Source organism: Evtepia sp. (genome assembly GCF_056797215.1).
The window spans coordinates 1-16,266 of sequence record NZ_JBQILM010000042.1 but is presented as its reverse complement, the minus strand read 5'-3'; the positions used below and the strand labels follow the sequence as shown (position 1 = coordinate 16,266).

Genomic DNA, 16,266 nt, shown 5'->3' with positions numbered 1-16,266 from the left:
TGGCAAAGGGAATCTGCTTCTTGGTCACAGTCTTGACCCCGTAGTCAAACACGGCCTGCTGGTTCATCTGACTGTCCAAAGGCTTCATGGCCAGGGCCTTAGTCTTGGCGGGACATGCCTCCACACAGGAGCCGCAGCCGGTACAGTCCAGCACGGAAACGGTCATGGAGAAAGCGTAGATCTCACAGCCCTTACCCCGCATGTCGTGCATCTTGGTGTGTTTGGGTGCGCCCACCACTTCGTTGGCATCCATAACGATGGGACGGATACAGGAGTGAGGGCAGATGTAGGAGCAGAGGTTACACTGGATGCAGTGGTCCTGATCCCAGGAGGGCACGGCCACAGCGATGCCCCGCTTCTCAAAGGCAGCCGTACCCTGGGGCAGGGTGCCGTCGGCGGTGGACATGAGCTTGGAGACAGGGATGGCATCCCCGCGCATGGCGTTGGCGGGGATCATGACATCCTTCACATACTCCGCCAGCTCTGCGCGGTCGGTGTCGATGACGGGCTCATCCGCCTCGTCCACAGCATCCACCCAACCAGCGGGGATCAGTACTTCCCGCACGCTCTCAATGCCTGCGTCCACAGCGTTGTAGTTCATCATGATGATGTCCATGCCCTTGTGGCCATAGCTCTTCACGATGGCGTCCTTCATGTGCTGGACAGCTTCCTCCACAGGGATTACGTTGGCCAGCTTGAAGAATGCGGCCTGGAGGATGGTGTTGGAGCGATTGCCCATACCCAGCTCAATGGCCTTGTGGGTAGCGTCACAGGTGAACATACGGATGTTGTTTTGCGCCAGATAACGCTTGGCGGCTGCGGGGAGGTGCTCTTCCAGCTCCTGTTCATTCCAGGGGCAGTTGAGCAAAAACGTACCGCCGGGCTTCACGTCCTGGACGATATCAAATTTTTCAATGTAAGAGGCCAGATGGCAGGCCACGAAATCCGCTTTGGTGACGTAGTAGGAGGCCTTGATCTCGTTGCGGCCAAAGCGCAGGTGGCTAACGGTAACACCGCCGGACTTTTTGGAGTCGTATTGGAAATAGGCCTGCACCTGCATATCGGTGTTGTCACCGATGATCTTGATGGAGTTCTTATTGGCGCCTACGGTGCCATCGCCCCCCAGCCCCCAGAACTTGCAGGCAATGGTGCCCTCGTCGGCCACGTCAGGCTCCTCGGGGATGGGCAGGGAGCGGTTGGTCACATCGTCCACGATGTTGATGGTGAAGCTGCGCACCGGCTCCCCTTGCTGGCCATTCCGGAACGCGGCCATGATGCCGCCGGGGGTGGTATCCTTGGAGCCCAAGCCATAGCGTCCCCCCACGATCTTTGCCCCAGCAAAGGAGCTGCCAGCCAAGGCCGTAACCACGTCCTGATAGAGGGGCTCACCGATGGAGGAGGGCTCCTTGCAGCGGTCCAAAACCACAATGTTTTTGGCGGTAGCGGGGAGCGCCGCCACGAAACGGTCTGTCACAAAGGGGCGGTAGAGCCGGACCTTGATGAGGCCCACCTTCTCCCCCTTGGCATTCATATAGTCCACCACTTCCTCTGCCGCGTCGCAGACAGAGCCCATGGCCACCATCACCGTCTCGGCATCCTCCGCCCCGTAGTAGTTGAAGAGCTGGTAGTTGGTACCCAGGCGCTGGTTTACCTTATCCATATACTCCTCCACCACAGCGGGCAGGGCGTCATAGTACTGGTTGCGGGTCTCGTTGGTCTGGAAGAAGATGTCCGGGTTCTGGGCGGAGCCCCGGAGGACCGGGTGGTCAGGGTTCAGGGCCCGGGCGCGGAAGGCGTTCAGGGCATCCATGTCCACCATATCCTTCAGCTCTTCATAGTCCCAGGTCTCCACCTTCTTGATCTCATGGGAGGTGCGGAACCCGTCAAAGAAGTGGAGGAAGGGCACCCGTCCGCCGATGGCAGCCAGATGGGCCACGGCACCCAGGTCCATAACCTCCTGGGGGTTGTTGCTGCACAGAAGGGCATAGCCCGTGCTGCGGCAGGACATAACGTCGCTGTGGTCACCAAAAATGGACAGGGCATGGGTTGCCAGCGCCCGGGCAGAGACATGGGTGACCCCCGGCAGCAGGGAGCCGGCGATCTTGTACATGTTGGGGATCATCAACAGCAGTCCCTGAGAAGCGGTGAAGGTAGTGGTCAGGGCCCCGGCAGTAAGGGAGCCGTGGACCGCGCCAGCCGCGCCGCCCTCTGATTGCATCACGGAGACGTTGACCGTCTGCCCAAACATATTTTTCCGGCCCTCAGCCGCCCATTTATCAGACAACTCAGCCATCACAGACGAGGGGGTGATGGGATAAATCGCCGCAACCTCCGTAAAGGCATACGCCACATGGGCTGCCGCCGTGTTGCCATCCATTGTCTTTCGCTTTCTTGCCATGCGTATTCCTCCTAACCAGAACGAATTGTATTTCGTTTGGTTTATTTTTCTTAACGAAAGTGTCTAGTTCCATGGGTATAACAAATGAATACAGACACTTAGGTGCTATTTATCATGCTATAATCCTATCATTTTTCCCCGTGGTTTGTAAATGAAGTTTCTATCCAAACTTCCTGCATGAAAGCCTTCATAATACCGGGATAATGCCAACGCGGAAAAAACGTGACAAAAGCACGGACGCTCCTTTGTAGAAATCCTCCAAAAAGAATGGACCATTTTCCCCATCCTCCCCATAGCTTGGGGTTCCCCCATCTCTTTTCCCCAAGCAAAGTAGCAAAAATTTCCCCATTTTCCGGGCATTCTGACGGAGAACGGGCTCCTCCTTTTGCAGCTCCCTCCTCCCTACATTGCACAACGGGATCTATCTTGACATTTCTTGTGACATTTAGTAGAATGTCACTGATTTTTTGCTAAGAATAGAAAGTGAGCGATATATCCCATGGACTGGATCAAACACAACGGAAAAGGCCTCCTCCTCTGCCTGCTCATCGCCATCCCCTCCTGGTTTTTGGGGGGCCGCTTCCCCATTATCGGGGGCGCGGTCATTGCCATCTTGCTGGGCATGGTTCTGGCACTGTTTTTGAAGGATAAAACGCCTTTTGCCGCAGGAATCAAATTCACCTCTAAGAAAATCCTCCAGTGGGCGGTCATCCTGCTGGGCTTTGGCCTGAACCTCAGCGTGGTGCTGGAGACGGGGAAGCAATCCCTCCCCATCATCATCTGCACCATCGCCGTGGCCCTGCTCATTGCCTACTTGCTCCACCGGGCGCTGCACATCCCCGCCCGGATTTCCACCCTGGTGGGGGTGGGGTCCTCCATCTGCGGCGGCTCTGCTATCGCCGCCACCGCACCGGTGATCAACGCCGACGACGAGGAAGTTGCCCAGGCCATTTCCGTTATTTTCTTTTTCAATGTCCTGGCCGCCATCCTCTTTCCCATCCTGGGGAATCTCATTGGCTTTGACACCCTCTCCGGGGAGGCCTTTGGCATTTTTGCCGGAACTGCTGTCAACGACACTTCCTCCGTCACTGCCGCTGCCGCCACCTGGGACAGTATGTGGAATCTGGGCTCCCAGACCTTGGACAAGGCCGTCACCGTAAAGCTCACCCGTACCCTGGCCATCATCCCCATCACCCTGGTCCTGGCCTTCCTTCAGACCAAAAAGGGCAGCCAGACGGAGGGAAAAGGCATCGGCTTCCGGCAGGTGTTCCCCTTCTTCATTCTCTATTTCATCGCAGCCTCCCTCATCACCACAGTGGCCATCCATTTTGGGGTAGATGCCTCCGTGTTCTCCCCCATTAAAACCCTCAGCAAATTCTTCATCGTCCTTTCTATGGCCGCCATCGGGCTCAATACGGACATCGTCAAACTCATCAAAACCGGCGGCCTGCCCCTGGCCATGGGTGCCTGCTGCTGGGCAGGAATCACGGGCACCAGCCTCCTGATGCAGCACGTTTTGGGGCTCTGGTGACAGCCCTTCCCTACGAAACAAGCCATAAAAATGCTTCCAGACACCCCTGCCTGGAAGCATTTTTTTACTCTTTTGTCATAAACTGCGCCGCGGCTTTCAGCATCATCCGCTTTGTCCCCACGTTGTCAAAGGCCACCTCCAAGAGGGCGTCCCCGCCCATGGGTTGGACGGACAACACCATCCCTATACCAAAGGCCGTATGCCGGACCATGTCGCCTTTGTGCAACTGCGGCAGCGGGGCCGCCTTGGGGGTGGGGCTGCGGTAGGCAGTACGTCCCCCCACAGGCCCACCGCTGGGGTAGGACTTCTTCGGCTGGACCGTTCTGGGAATTTGACTAAGCTCCTCTTCCCTGCCCCAGTCCTCCATCTCCCGCCTGGGCTGATGGCGGGGCCGGCCCCTCAGGTCCAAATACTCCTCTGGAATCTCCTTGACAAAACGGGAGAGCAGATTGGCAGAAGTACGTCCAAAGAGCATCCGCTGGGCCGCACAGGTCAAGTGGAGGGTCTCCTTGGCCCTGGTGAGGGCCACGTAACACAGCCGCCGCTCCTCCTCCAACTCATCTGTCTCGCCAATGGCACGGAAGCCAGGGAATACCCCTTCCTCCATCCCCACAGCAAATACGATGGGAAATTCCAGGCCCTTGGCCGCGTGCATGGTCATGAGTGTCACACAGTTGTCGGCCTCTTCCACCCCGTCCAAGTCTGTATATAGCGCTACCTCATCCAAAAAGCCGCCCAAGGAGGGCTCCTCGGCATTTTCCAAATAGCCACTGATGGAGGAGCTCAACTCGTGGATATTCTCCAAACGAGAGCGGCTCTCATTGTCCTTCTTCTCTTCCAGCATGGTGGCATAGCCACTCTCTTGAATCAAAGTTTCGTAGAACTCCGGCAGGGGGACATTCTCCGCCAGCCGGGCCATGTTCTGGATCAAGGTAGTAAACTTTTGGAATTTGGGGACCGCTTTGCGCAGTACCTCCCACTCAGAGGCCCGGCACAAGACCTCCCACAAGCTCAAGTCCTCCTCTAGGGCAATGGCCCGGGCGGCCTCCACCGTCTTGGCCCCAATCCCTCTGGGGGGATTGTTTACCACCCGCAGCAGCCGCAGGTCATCGTCGGGATTGTGGATCACACACAGGTAGGAGAGCATGTCCTTGATCTCCGCCCGCTCAAAGAAGCGGAAGCCCCCTACCACCCGGTAGGGGATACTATTGCTTTTCAGGGCAATTTCCACCTGGTTGGACAGGGCGTTCATCCGATAGAGGACAGCGCAGTCCCGCCATTGCCTCCCCGCTTTATAACTGCTGAGAATCTGGGAGGCGACATACATCCCCTCTTCCCGCTCATTGACAGCGGTATAACACTGGACCTTTTCTCCCTCTCCATGGTCCGTCCAAAGGTTTTTCCCCTTCCGCCCCTGGTTGTTACGGATCACGGCATTGGCTGCCTCCAAGATATTGCCAGTAGAGCGGTAATTCTGTTCCAAGCGGATGACACGGGCATTTTGATATTCGCTCTCAAAGGAGAGGATATTCTCAATGGTGGCCCCCCGGAAGCGGTAGATGGACTGGTCGTCGTCCCCCACCACACAGAGGTTCTTCCGCCCCCCCGCCAGGAGGGTGGTGAGAAGATATTGCAAATGGTTGGTGTCCTGATATTCGTCCACCAGCACATAGCGGAACTTCTTTTGATAATATGCCCGCACCTCCTCCTGCTCCCGCAGGAGCCGGACGGTGTGGAGAATGATGTCGTCAAAGTCCAGTGCCCCCGCCGACCAGAGCTTTTTCTCATAAGCTAAGTAAATGTTGGCAATCTTTTGCAGGCGGATATCCCCTTTGGCCCGGCACTGTTCCATGTAATCCCCAGCCAAGAGCATGTCGTCCTTTGCCCGGGAGATATGGCCCAGTATACTGCGGGGCGGGAACATTTTCTCGTCCAGGTTCTGTTCCTTCAAGCATTCCTTCACGATGCGCAGGGAGTCGTCTGTATCATAAATGGTAAAGGAGGAGGGAAAACCCAAGCGCTCAATGTCCCGCCGGAGGATACGCACACAGGCGGAATGGAAGGTAGCCGCCCAAACATCCCGGGCGGCAGGCCCGATGGCATCCTCCAACCGGGCCTTTAACTCCCCTGCCGCCTTGTTGGTAAAGGTGATGGCAATGACCTGCCAGGGCATGGCCGGGTCCAGGGCACACAGGGCTTGTGCCCGGCTGTGCATCGCCTCTGACGGCTGGGGGTTCTTGGCATAGGCCTCCAAAAATTCCAAATCCCCTTCCGTCACCGTCTCCGGCACGTCCTGGGCATCTGACCCTCTGCCATAGCGCAGGAGGTTGGCGATGCGGTGGATCAGCACCGTGGTCTTTCCACTGCCCGCCCCAGCCAACAGGAGCAAGGGCCCCTCCGTGGTCAGGACCCCCTCCAATTGGCGGGGGTTCAGCTTGGAAAATTCACGGGCGATGAGCTCCCGCCGCAGTGCCGCAAAGCGCTGTCGTTTCTCTTCTGACATAGTTTCACCATTTATCTTTCTCGTGGATTGGGGCCTTTCAGTCCCCGGTCACTTCCTCTAGGGAAATACTGTTTAAGGGGAAGGGAAGGCCCTGGGTCTCTTCCAGATATCCATCAGCCCGCAGGAGCTGGATGCCGATGTCCACCACCGTAAGCGCGTCAATGTGCCGCCTACTGTCCCCCTGGAAAAAACCTGTCTTCAAAAAGCCGATGGTGACAGTCAGGTCCGCATGGACCACCAGCGCACCTTCCCCGCTGTCCCCGTTCATGCCACTGTTGATGTCCACACTGACCACGTAAGCCCCAGAGGCATTGATGGCTTCAATGGCCTGTTGGAATAGCCCCCGTGGTGTCCCGGAAAAGCCGGTGCCCAGCATGCAGTCCACCAGGAGGTCAAAACCCTCTAAGCTGTCCTCAGGGGCAAACAGGGTGATGGAAACCCCCTTCTCCGCCGCTTTTTCATAGTAATATCTTCCATCCTCCGAAAACTTTTCCGAGACCCGAAGGACCTGGCATGGGATTCCCCGGTCCGCCAGAATACAGGCCAGGGCATACCCATCCCCGCCGTTGTTCCCGGACCCAGTGAGGATGCCCACGCGCCCCTTCCACGCCACCGCCTGGTAAACACCCATAGCGGCCCGGTACATCAGCTCCTTGCTGGGCACCAGGTTTGCAATGGTATAGGCGTCACTCTCCCGCATGGTGGCAACGGAAACAATTGGTCTCATAGCGCTCCATCCCTTCCTGGGGTTAGTCCCCATAGTTGTTCCATTATAACCGCCATAGGAATAAATTTCAAGCCGCAGAACTTTCCCCCATTCGCCTTTTTTGCAGGTTTTTATGCACGTTCCTTCAAAATGAAAGATACCGCGCTTTGCTCTTGCAAAAACCGCAGAGGTTTAGTATAATATCTCCAAACATTTTTTCCTATCCATAGGAATGAAGGAGGATCACTACTAGGATATGAGCACATCAAACCGAAACGAGGCCGGTGCTTCCAAAGCGAAGCTCTATTGGGCCATCGGCATCATTGCCGCCATCGTCGCCGCCATTCTGATTATCTGGAACTCCGGCATTTTGGTGCGCAACAGTGCCGTAGCCACCGTAGGCGACCAGAGCTTCAACGCCTCTGAGCTGGCCTACTATTACAAAAACGTTGAAAACGACATGTTGAAGCAGGCCCAGAGCTACTCTGCCTACGGCATCGACATGGGCTATGACACAAACCTCTCCCCCGCCCAACAGATGTATGACGAGGAAGCTGGCACCACCTATGCCGACTACTTCCTTGAAACCGCCCTCTCCCAGCTCCAACGGGTTACCATCCTGTGCAGCGAGGCGGAGGCCGCAGGCTACACCCTCTCCGAAGAGGGGCAGCAAATCGTACAGGACAACCTGGATGCCCTGTACACCTACAGCCTGCAACAAAACACCACAGAAACCGCTTATCTCCACATGGTCTATGGTAAGTTCATCGATAAGGCCCTCTTCACGGACATCCTCACCAAGTCCGTCCTGGCTGACGAGTATGCCACCTATAAGACAGAAGAGTTCACCTATCCCGACAATGAGCTGAACAAGTACTACAGCGAGAATGCCGCTGACCTGGACCTCTACGACTACCGCTCCTGCTACGTCCACTATGAGGCCGAGGAAAAGACCGATGCGGAAGGCAACACCATCGAACCCACCGAGGAAGAGATGGCCACCGCTATGGATGCCGCTGGTGAAAAAGCCAACGCCATGGTCGCCGATATCCAGGGGGGCACCGCGTTCAACACCGCTGCCGTGGAATATCTGGACGAGACCTCTGCCGAATCCTTCAAGGACCCGGAAAACGGCCACGTCACTGCCGCCATGGGCAATACCATCCCCGCCAACTTCAAGGACTGGCTTACCAACGGTGAGCGCCAGAAGGGAGACGTAACTGCTATCAAGGTGGACAACGTTGGCTACTGCGTGGTGCAGTTCCTGGGCCGAGACAAGGGCGAGCACAGCTACCAGACTGCCGACTACCGCAACCTCCTGGTCCTGGCAGAGACCACCCCCTCCGAACAGAGCGACGCACCCGCCCTGCCCTCTGAGGAGCAGTTGAAGGCCGCCAAGAAACAGGCGGACGAGCTGTTGGCCCAGTGGAAGAAGGACGGCAGCAAGGCCGATGCCTTTGCCACTCTTGCCAAGGAGAACAGCGCCGACGAGAACACCAAAGAGGACGGCGGCCTGAACAAAGACGCCGACCGTGGTGCCGTCAGTGCCAACATCCAAAAGTGGCTCTTCGCCGACGGGCGCAAGGCCGGGGAAGCCAGCATTGTGGAGCACACCGACAGCAGCAACAATGTCCTGGGCTACAACATCATCTTTGCTGAGGACTTTGGCGAATTGCGCTGGAAGCACCAAGCCCTCACCACCCTGCGTTCTGCTGACTATGAGGAGTGGTACAACGGCGTGATGGAGCAGTACCCCGCAGAGCTGAAGGACGCCGCCAAGAAGGTTCCTGACCTGTCCTGACGCGGTTCTGGACACAGTAAACAGTTTCACCAAGCCCCTGCGGAATCCTCCGCAGGGGCTTTTCAGAGGAGAACAACCATGGATCAAACCCAATTCCTTCGCACTGAAATGCTGCTTGGCACTCCTGCTATGGCCCGGCTCTCCCAGGCCCATGTGGCAGTCTTTGGCCTGGGGGGCGTGGGGAGCTGGTGCGCCGAGGCCCTGGCTCGGGCTGGGGTGGGAGCCCTCACCCTGGTAGACAACGACCAGGTGGGCCTCACCAACCTGAACCGCCAGGTCCAAGCCCTCCACTCTACCCTGGGTCAGGACAAGACCGTGGCCTTGGCCCAGCGTATCTGGGACATCAACCCCGCTTGCAGGCTTCATCTCATCCCGGAAAAATACGAGGCAGCAAGCCGGGCCCGTTTCTTCCCCCCGGACTGCGGCTATGACTACATCGTGGACGCCATCGACCTGGTCTCCTGTAAACTAGACCTCATCGAAACCGCCCTTGGACAGGGCATCCCCATCCTCTCCTCCATGGGGACGGGGAACAAGCTGGACCCCGCTCAGTTCCGCGTGGCAGATATCTCCAAAACCGAGGGCTGTCCCCTGGCCCGTATCCTGCGCAAGGAGCTTCGCGCCAGGGGCATCCTCCACCACAAAGTGGTCTTTTCCCCTGAACTCCCTGTGAAAAGCCAACAGAATGAGACACCGCCGCCAGGACGGCGTTCTGTCCCCGCCAGCGCCCCCTGGGTGCCCCCGGTGGCCGGTTTCCTATTGGCCGGGGCAGTAATCCAGGACCTAATCCAGCCCTCCGAACCAAATAGATGAAAAGAATTTTTCTCTTTTTTCAACTGTCCTGATTATAAATAGCACCCTTTCCCGGCAAACTAGCGGGAAAGGGCGCTGTTTTTCCTGTGGCGTCCCATCACGTATTTGGGAGGGATTCTGTGAAAACGTCCTGGAAATCCTGGGCTCCATCTGCGGTGGCCGGTGGGGCAGCGGGGGTGGTCAATGGCTTCTTCGGCGGCGGGGGCGGCATGGTTCTGGTGCCCCTGCTGGTGTCGAAATGCGGTCTCAGCCGGAGAAAAGCCTTCGCCTGCTCTGTGGCCATCATCTTCCCCCTGTGCGCCCTGTCGGCGGCAATCTACTACACCAAGGGGAATCTGGACCTGCTCCAAGCCCTGCCCTATCTAGTGGGCGGACTGTTGGGGGGGCTTGTGGGGGGCAAACTCTTCCAAAAGGTCCCCGTGGTATGGCTCAAGCAGGTCTTTGCCCTGCTCATCCTCTATGGGGCCTGGAGCGCCCTGTTCCAATGAGCTGGCTCATCGCCCTGCTGGCCGGCGCAGCCACCGGCGTGCTCTCCGCCTTTGGCATTGGCGGCGGCTCGCTGCTGCTCATCTACCTCACCGCCCTGGCCGGAATCAGCCAGCATCAGGCCCAGGGCATCAACCTCCTGTACTTCCTCCCTGCCGCCGCTGCCGCCTTGCCTGCCCACCATAAAAACGGGCTGTTGGAGAAAAAGACCATCCTCCCCGCCATCCTTGCGGGGCTGGTCACCTCTGCCCTGGCCGCCTGGTTTTCCAACGGTCTGGACACCGGCATCCTGCGGAAGTTGTTCGGCCTCTTCCTCCTCTATATCGGCCTGCGGGAGCTCTTCCACAAGGACAAACAGCAGGAAAGCCCAGGCCCCCATTGATAGGGCCTGGGTTTTCTATTGCTCTGTTATTCCGCCTCTAAGTATTCACAGCTGAGGATCAGGCCGTTGGCCAACTCAAAGCCGTCGGTCTTGACGGTGTAGCTCCGGCCTACCCGGACCTCCTGGGTCCCCAGGGCGTTGTTGGCCACGTTCTCTAGGGTCGCCTCAATGGTAAACACCAGGTCATAGCTCCCGGCGTCGCTATGGTACGCAATGAGCTGGTTGGCACCGGCATCCTTTCTATAGCGGATGCTGTCCTCCTCCACCTGGGTTCCCTCCACGGCAGTGATCTCACCATTGAGCATTTGGCTGCCTGTCATAAGCTGGCCGGGGATCAGATCTTGGATGCTCTCATAGACCTGGGCGTCCACACCCTCTACCTTCACGGTAAAGCGCACCTGCCGGCCGTTTTCTGTAAAGCCCCCTCCACTGGATGTGAGTTTATACCCCAGCAGAGCCACCACCGCTACGATGAGAATGATGGCAATGAGGTCAATGATATTCAGTTTTCCAAAAAGTTTTCCTTTTTCATCAATCATGTGTAGTAACCTCCATCGCTTGACCGAATTTCTAAACCATTGTATAATATAATTCCAAAATTCTCAAGTCTTTTTTCGGGAGGAATCCAGTATGAAGGTCCTTCACCTCATCAGCGGCGGCGACACGGGCGGCGCAAAGACCCATGTTCACTCCCTTCTCACCGGATTGAAAGCCAAAATCCAGGTGCGGTTGGTCTGCTTCATGGAGGGGCCCTTTGCCCAGGAGGCAAGGGAACTGGGGATCGACACCTATGTGATTCCCGGCCCCAACTTTCTCTCCGCCCTGGGCACCCTGAGCCGCATGGTCCGGGAGGAGGGATTCGACCTCCTCCATAGCCACGGTGCCAGGGGAAATATGATGGCTGCCCTGCTCTCCCGGCGGACCCACCTGCCTACCGTGTCCACAGTCCACAGTGACTACCGGCTGGACTATTTGGGACGGCCCATTTCCCGGCTGGTGTATGGGAACATCAATACCCTGGCCCTGCGCAAGCTCCACTACCGCATTGGCGTCACCGACTCCATGGTGGACTTACTGATTTCCCGGCACTTTGACCCAGAGCGTCTCTTCTCCATCTACAACGGCCTGGATTTCACCCACTGTCCCCCCGCCATGGACCGAAATGAATTTTTCCGCTCTGTGGGACTAACAGCAGACGAGGACTGCGTGGTGGTGGGAATCGCCGCCCGCCTGAACCCCGTGAAGGACATCTCCACCTTGATCCGGGGCTTCGCCCAAGCCCAAGCCCAGTTCCCTGCTCTGCGCCTGCTCATCGCCGGAGACGGCGAGGAAATGGACAGCCTGAAGCAGCTGGCCCAGCGCCTGGGGCTGGGGGACACGGTCTGTTTTGCCGGATGGGTTTCTGACACCAATTCCTTCTACCAGGCCATTGACATTAACACCCTCACCTCCATCTCTGAAACCTTCCCCTACGCCCTTACTGAGGGGGCTAGGGCCTCCCTTCCCACGGTAAGCAGCAAGGTGGGTGGCGTGGACCGGCTCATCGACCACGGGGTCAATGGCTTCCTCTTCCCGTCAGGGGACCACAACGCCCTGGCTGCCCATCTGCTCACCCTGGCCAGGGACCCCGCCCTGCGCCAAACCATGGGCCAGCGCCTTTACACTAAGGCAAAGCAGTTTTTCTCCGTAGAGGCCATGGTGGATCATCAGTTGGATATTTACGAGACCATCCTCCGCTATACCCGTAAGGGCCGCGCCCAAGTCACGATATGCGGCGCTTACGGCCGAGGCAACGCAGGGGACGACGCCATCCTTTTGGCCATCCTTACGGAGCTGCGGGCTATCGACCCGGATCTCTCCTTCCAGGTCTTTTCTCGAAACCCCAAGGACACCCGGCTCACCTACCGGGTCAACGCCTTTTACACATTCAACGCCATGCAGGCCCTGTACCACTTCCGCCGCGCCAAGCTCTTCATCAACGGCGGGGGCTCCCTGATGCAGGACGTCACCAGCTTCCGTTCCCTGTGGTTCTATCTCTGGACCCTAGCCAGCGCCAAGCGCAGCGGCTGCCCGGTTATCATGTATGGCTGCGGCATTGGGCCCATTCGCAACAGCCAGAACCGGGTCAAAGCCGCTAAGGTCATCAATAAATATGTGGACGCCATCACCCTCCGGGACCCCGATTCCAAGAAGGAGCTGGAAGCCCTGGGGGTAACCAAGCCCCAGATTTCCCTCTCGGCAGACACCACGGTGATCCTCCCTGCCGCGCCGGCGGACATGGTGGATGGCATTCTGGAAAGCTGCGGCATTCCCCCGAAAGGCTCCTACATTGCCTTCGTTCTCCGTCCCTGGCCGGGCTATGAGGCCAAAACCCGCTGCATTGCCGCTGCCGCGGACTATGCCTATGACACCTATGGTCTCACGCCAGTATTTTTCCCCATCGAACCCCGTCTGGATGTCTCCGCTGCCCAGCGGGTCACCGCCCGGATGCATGCCCCTTACCACACCATCACCGATGCCTACACCGCCGCTCAAACCATCGGCATCCTCTCCCGGATGAAGGTAGCCGTATCCATGCGGCTTCACGGATTGATCTTCGCCGCCGGACAGGGGGTCCCCCTGGTGGGCATCGTCTACGACCAAAAAGTGGGTTCCTTCCTCTCCTACATCGGCCAGGACCTATGCGAGGACTTAAACTCCCTTACAGAAGAGCGCTTAAAATCCCTCATCGACAGCGCTGTCACCCGGGGGAAAAATCCTGCGTTTCTCTCCGAAAGTGTAGCAAAGCTCCGAAAGATGGAAGCTGTAAACCGGCAGGTAGTAGAACACTACGTCAAAGGCACAGAGGAATAAAAAACCGCAGGCCTGGGCTCTTGCCCACCAGCCTGCGGTTTTCACCTTCCGCTTTATTCGTCGGGAGTCTCCTCCCCTACCCCGGCGCTTAGCGCAGACACCAGCTCAGACAGTGCCTTTTGGAACCCCTCCATGTCCTCCTCTGTCCGTGAGAAGGCCTTGTGGGCGGCAGCCAACTCAGTCTCCGCTGACTGGATCGAGCGCCCCAGGTCCTTTTGCAGCTTATCACAGCGGTCTTGTATCTCCAACACCCAGCGAATGCCGTCTGCCCGGATCTCCGCTGCCTTGGCCTGGGCCTCCTGGATCACCAACTGAGCCCGCTCATGGGCGGTTACCTCAATGTCCCCGGCGGTAGACTTGATATTCTGCCAGGAATTGGCCCCCGGTTCCAACTCCGCCACCCGGTTTCGGAGGGTTTTGACCTGGGCCTCCGCGCAGGTCAGGTCCTGGGTAAGGGTCTCATTGCGGCCCTTGATGCGGCGCAGCTCTTCTTCCAGGGCTTCGTTGGCAATCTCCGCCCGCTTGCAATCGCAGCGTAGGGTGTGTAGCTCTGCCTCCATATCGCTTTTAGCCCCCTGGGCCGCCTCCAACTGCTCGGTCAACTCCTTGACCGTCTCTTGATTCTCTTGGGTGATATTCTGGATGTAGTTCAAAACATCCTGGCGGTGAAAACCACCCAGGGCACTGCGAAACCGGCCTGCGTTCTCGTTCATCTTCTCTCCTCCCATGTCCCTTACTTCCTTTGAAAAAGAAAGTAAGCAAAGAAACCATTACGCTCCACGTATGGCTCCGTTTTTGCGTGTTGCTCTCTTTTCCCGTTCTCTTTCCGTGAGAATCTTAACAATTCTTCATAAATGTACCTAAATATTACTGCGAAATACCCTGGTATGTCAAGGTTTTCCCCTTTCCTTTCTTTCCCATTCGTGGAAAAGAAGGGGGAGAGCCGTGACAAAAACACTGAAATGTTTGACGAGTCGGAGCCAAAATGATATAATGTCAAGGTTAAATATGGAACTTTATCGAACCCCCTCCTCCCAGGGAGGCGGCAGAGGAGATTGGCTATGTGGGCATCAACTGCGTGGAAGGATTATGAGCTGCTGGACTGCGGCAGCGGGGAAAAGCTGGAACGCTGGGGGCAGTATACCCTCATCCGCCCGGACCCCCAAGCAATTTGGAACACCCCCCGCCTCCACCCCGGCTGGAAACAATGTCACGGCCGTTACGCCCGTTCCAGCAGCGGGGGCGGACAGTGGATAAAAAAGGACTTGCCGGAGCGCTGGCAAATCCACTACCGGGACCTGACCTTCAACGTCAAGCCCATGAACTTCAAGCACACTGGCATCTTCCCTGAACAGGCCACCAACTGGGACTTCGCTATGGAGCAGATTCGCAGCGCCGCCCGGCCCATCTCTGTGCTAAACCTCTTTGCCTATACCGGCGGCGCCACCATCGCCTGTGCCGCCGCTGGGGCCTCTGTCTGCCACGTAGACGCCGCCAAGGGCATGGTGAGCTGGGCCAAGGAGAATGCCAAGAGCTCCGGCCTAGAAGAGGCCCCCATCCGCTGGATCGTGGACGACTGCGCCAAATTCGTCCAGCGGGAGATCCGCCGGGGCCGGCGCTATGACGCGGTAATCATGGACCCCCCTTCCTACGGCCGGGGACCCTCTGGGGAAATCTGGCGCTTGGAGGAAAACCTCTACCCCTTCGTGGAGCTGGTGGCCGGTGTTCTATCTGACCAGCCCCTGTTCTTCCTCATCAACTCCTACACCACCGGTCTGGCTCCGTCGGTGCTTACCTACCTGATGGAGACCCTATTGTCAAAGAAATACGGCGGTTCCACCGTCAGCGATGAGTTGGGTTTGCCTGCCGCCGCCAGCGGCTTGGTCCTCCCCTGTGGGGCCTCCGGGCGGTGGACAAGCACAGGAGGGAGCCAGCCATGAGCGCCATCATCAAAGCCGAACACCTGTGGTTCTCCTACCCCGATGCCACCCCGGATCAGCCTCCTATCTTGACAGATATAAACTTAGAGATTGAAGCGGGCTCCTTCGTGGCCATTCTGGGCCATAACGGGTCAGGAAAATCCACCTTGGCCAAACACATCAATGCCTTACTCACCCCTACCCAAGGAAAACTCTGGGTGGATGGGCTGGATACCTCCCTGCCGGAAAACCTCCTTCCCATTCGGGAAAAGGTGGGCATGGTCTTTCAGAACCCGGACAACCAGATTGTGGCCAGTGTGGTAGAAGAAGATGTGGCGTTCGGCCCAGAGAACATGGGTGTCCCCCCGAAAGAAATCCGAGAGCGGGTGGATCGTGCCTTAAACATGGTGGGGATGTACGAATTTCGGGAACACTCCCCCCACCTGCTCTCCGGAGGCCAGAAACAGCGTGTGGCCATCGCTGGAATCATCGCCATGATGCCCCAGTGCATCATCCTAGATGAGGCCACCGCCATGCTCGACCCCATCGGCCGCCGGGAAACCATCGACACCATTCGGATGCTCAATCGGGACTATGGCATCACCGTGATCCTCATCACCCACCACATGGATGAGGCCGCCCAGGCCCAGCGGCTTATTGTCATGTCCCAGGGCCATGTTCTCGCCGACGGTACCCCCAAGTCGGTCTTTCAGCAGGTGGAACCGCTGCGCAGTGCGGGGCTGGCTGTGCCGGAGACCACAGCCCTGCTATACGAACTAAAGCAAGAGGGATTCTCCGTTCCCCTGGACGCCATCAGCGACGAGGAATGCGCCGCCATACTGGCGGAACTCCTGGGCTGACGCCCCCCCATTTG

13 protein-coding genes are annotated in these 16,266 nt (G+C 57.8%); 8 read left to right on the top strand and 5 right to left on the bottom strand.

Annotated elements, in window-relative coordinates; genetic code table 11:
• The coding region (gene nifJ / locus ACTOZL_RS09110) for a pyruvate:ferredoxin (flavodoxin) oxidoreductase (protein WP_482478032.1) at positions 1–2,398 on the bottom strand (2,398 nt) is incomplete at its 3' end.
• 499 nt (positions 2,399–2,897) lie between these two features.
• On the opposite strand from nifJ, the gene ACTOZL_RS09105 reads away from it, so the two are divergent.
• Complete coding sequence (locus ACTOZL_RS09105) at positions 2,898–3,929, top strand: YeiH family protein (protein ID WP_482478030.1); 1,032 nt, start codon at positions 2,898–2,900, stop codon at positions 3,927–3,929.
• A gap of 64 nt (positions 3,930–3,993) precedes the next feature.
• On the opposite strand, the gene ACTOZL_RS09100 is transcribed toward ACTOZL_RS09105, so the two are convergent.
• Together ACTOZL_RS09100 and ACTOZL_RS09095 are read right to left on the bottom strand one after the other, a co-directional pair.
• Entirely contained in the window at positions 3,994–6,432 is a 2,439-nt protein-coding gene (locus ACTOZL_RS09100; protein WP_482478029.1) for an ATP-dependent helicase, read from the bottom strand.
• A 37-nt stretch (positions 6,433–6,469) separates the two neighbouring features.
• Positions 6,470–7,159, bottom strand: a complete 690-nt coding sequence (locus ACTOZL_RS09095) for an NAD(P)H-hydrate epimerase (protein ID WP_482478028.1) — start codon at positions 7,157–7,159, stop codon at positions 6,470–6,472.
• A gap of 235 nt (positions 7,160–7,394) precedes the next feature.
• Between ACTOZL_RS09095 and ACTOZL_RS09090 the strand changes: the two genes are divergently transcribed.
• The 4 genes from ACTOZL_RS09090 to ACTOZL_RS09075 all read left to right on the top strand — a co-directional run bounded on the left by ACTOZL_RS09090 (position 7,395) and on the right by ACTOZL_RS09075 (position 10,620).
• Entirely contained in the window at positions 7,395–8,939 is a 1,545-nt protein-coding gene (locus ACTOZL_RS09090; protein ID WP_482478027.1) for a peptidylprolyl isomerase, read from the top strand.
• Positions 8,940–9,017: 78 nt separating this feature from the next.
• Complete coding sequence (locus tag ACTOZL_RS09085; RefSeq protein ID WP_482478026.1) at positions 9,018–9,752, top strand: tRNA threonylcarbamoyladenosine dehydratase; 735 nt, start codon at positions 9,018–9,020, stop codon at positions 9,750–9,752.
• Between the two features lie 119 nt (positions 9,753–9,871).
• Positions 9,872–10,240, top strand: a complete 369-nt coding sequence (locus tag ACTOZL_RS09080; RefSeq protein WP_482478025.1) for a sulfite exporter TauE/SafE family protein — start codon at positions 9,872–9,874, stop codon at positions 10,238–10,240.
• Positions 10,237–10,620, top strand: coding sequence for a TSUP family transporter (locus ACTOZL_RS09075; protein ID WP_482478024.1), 384 nt, complete (start codon positions 10,237–10,239; stop codon positions 10,618–10,620). The genes ACTOZL_RS09080 and ACTOZL_RS09075 overlap by 4 nt, the downstream gene beginning before the upstream one ends.
• A 26-nt stretch (positions 10,621–10,646) precedes the next feature.
• On the opposite strand, the gene ACTOZL_RS09070 is transcribed toward ACTOZL_RS09075, so the two are convergent.
• The gene (locus ACTOZL_RS09070) at positions 10,647–11,159 is read right to left on the bottom strand and encodes a DUF4330 domain-containing protein (protein ID WP_482478022.1); all 513 of its coding nucleotides are present in this window, start codon (positions 11,157–11,159) and stop codon (positions 10,647–10,649) included.
• 91 nt (positions 11,160–11,250) lie between these two features.
• Between ACTOZL_RS09070 and csaB the strand changes: the two genes are divergently transcribed.
• Entirely contained in the window at positions 11,251–13,473 is a 2,223-nt protein-coding gene (csaB, locus tag ACTOZL_RS09065; RefSeq protein ID WP_482478021.1) for a polysaccharide pyruvyl transferase CsaB, read from the top strand.
• A gap of 53 nt (positions 13,474–13,526) precedes the next feature.
• Here csaB and ACTOZL_RS09060 read toward each other — a convergent pair whose 3' ends face one another.
• The gene (locus tag ACTOZL_RS09060) at positions 13,527–14,186 is read right to left on the bottom strand and encodes a hypothetical protein (RefSeq protein WP_482478020.1); all 660 of its coding nucleotides are present in this window, start codon (positions 14,184–14,186) and stop codon (positions 13,527–13,529) included.
• Between the two features lie 348 nt (positions 14,187–14,534).
• Between ACTOZL_RS09060 and ACTOZL_RS09055 the strand changes: the two genes are divergently transcribed.
• Together ACTOZL_RS09055 and ACTOZL_RS09050 are read left to right on the top strand one after the other, a co-directional pair.
• A complete protein-coding gene (locus ACTOZL_RS09055; RefSeq protein WP_482478019.1) occupies positions 14,535–15,413 on the top strand; it encodes a class I SAM-dependent methyltransferase in 879 nt (292 codons plus the stop codon).
• Positions 15,410–16,252 (top strand): energy-coupling factor transporter ATPase, encoded by an 843-nt coding sequence (locus ACTOZL_RS09050; RefSeq protein ID WP_482478017.1) that lies wholly within the window; start codon positions 15,410–15,412, stop codon positions 16,250–16,252. The genes ACTOZL_RS09055 and ACTOZL_RS09050 overlap by 4 nt, the downstream gene beginning before the upstream one ends.
• Positions 16,253–16,266: the final 14 nt, after the last annotated feature.

Bases quoted from the DNA above. Each gene is read 5' to 3' on its own strand.
- ACTOZL_RS09075 (WP_482478024.1), top strand. From the start codon at position 10,237: ATGAGCTGGCTCATCGCCCTGCTGGCCGGCGCAGCCACCGGCGTGCTC.
- ACTOZL_RS09055 (WP_482478019.1), top strand. From the start codon at position 14,535: ATGTGGGCATCAACTGCGTGGAAGGATTATGAGCTGCTGGACTGCGGC.
- ACTOZL_RS09090 (WP_482478027.1), top strand. From the start codon at position 7,395: ATGAGCACATCAAACCGAAACGAGGCCGGTGCTTCCAAAGCGAAGCTC.
- ACTOZL_RS09085 (WP_482478026.1), top strand. From the start codon at position 9,018: ATGGATCAAACCCAATTCCTTCGCACTGAAATGCTGCTTGGCACTCCT.
- ACTOZL_RS09100 (WP_482478029.1), bottom strand. From the start codon at position 6,432: ATGTCAGAAGAGAAACGACAGCGCTTTGCGGCACTGCGGCGGGAGCTC.
- ACTOZL_RS09105 (WP_482478030.1), top strand. From the start codon at position 2,898: ATGGACTGGATCAAACACAACGGAAAAGGCCTCCTCCTCTGCCTGCTC.
- ACTOZL_RS09060 (WP_482478020.1), bottom strand. From the start codon at position 14,186: ATGAACGAGAACGCAGGCCGGTTTCGCAGTGCCCTGGGTGGTTTTCAC.
- ACTOZL_RS09095 (WP_482478028.1), bottom strand. From the start codon at position 7,159: ATGAGACCAATTGTTTCCGTTGCCACCATGCGGGAGAGTGACGCCTAT.
- ACTOZL_RS09070 (WP_482478022.1), bottom strand. From the start codon at position 11,159: ATGATTGATGAAAAAGGAAAACTTTTTGGAAAACTGAATATCATTGAC.
- csaB (WP_482478021.1), top strand. From the start codon at position 11,251: ATGAAGGTCCTTCACCTCATCAGCGGCGGCGACACGGGCGGCGCAAAG.
- ACTOZL_RS09050 (WP_482478017.1), top strand. From the start codon at position 15,410: ATGAGCGCCATCATCAAAGCCGAACACCTGTGGTTCTCCTACCCCGAT.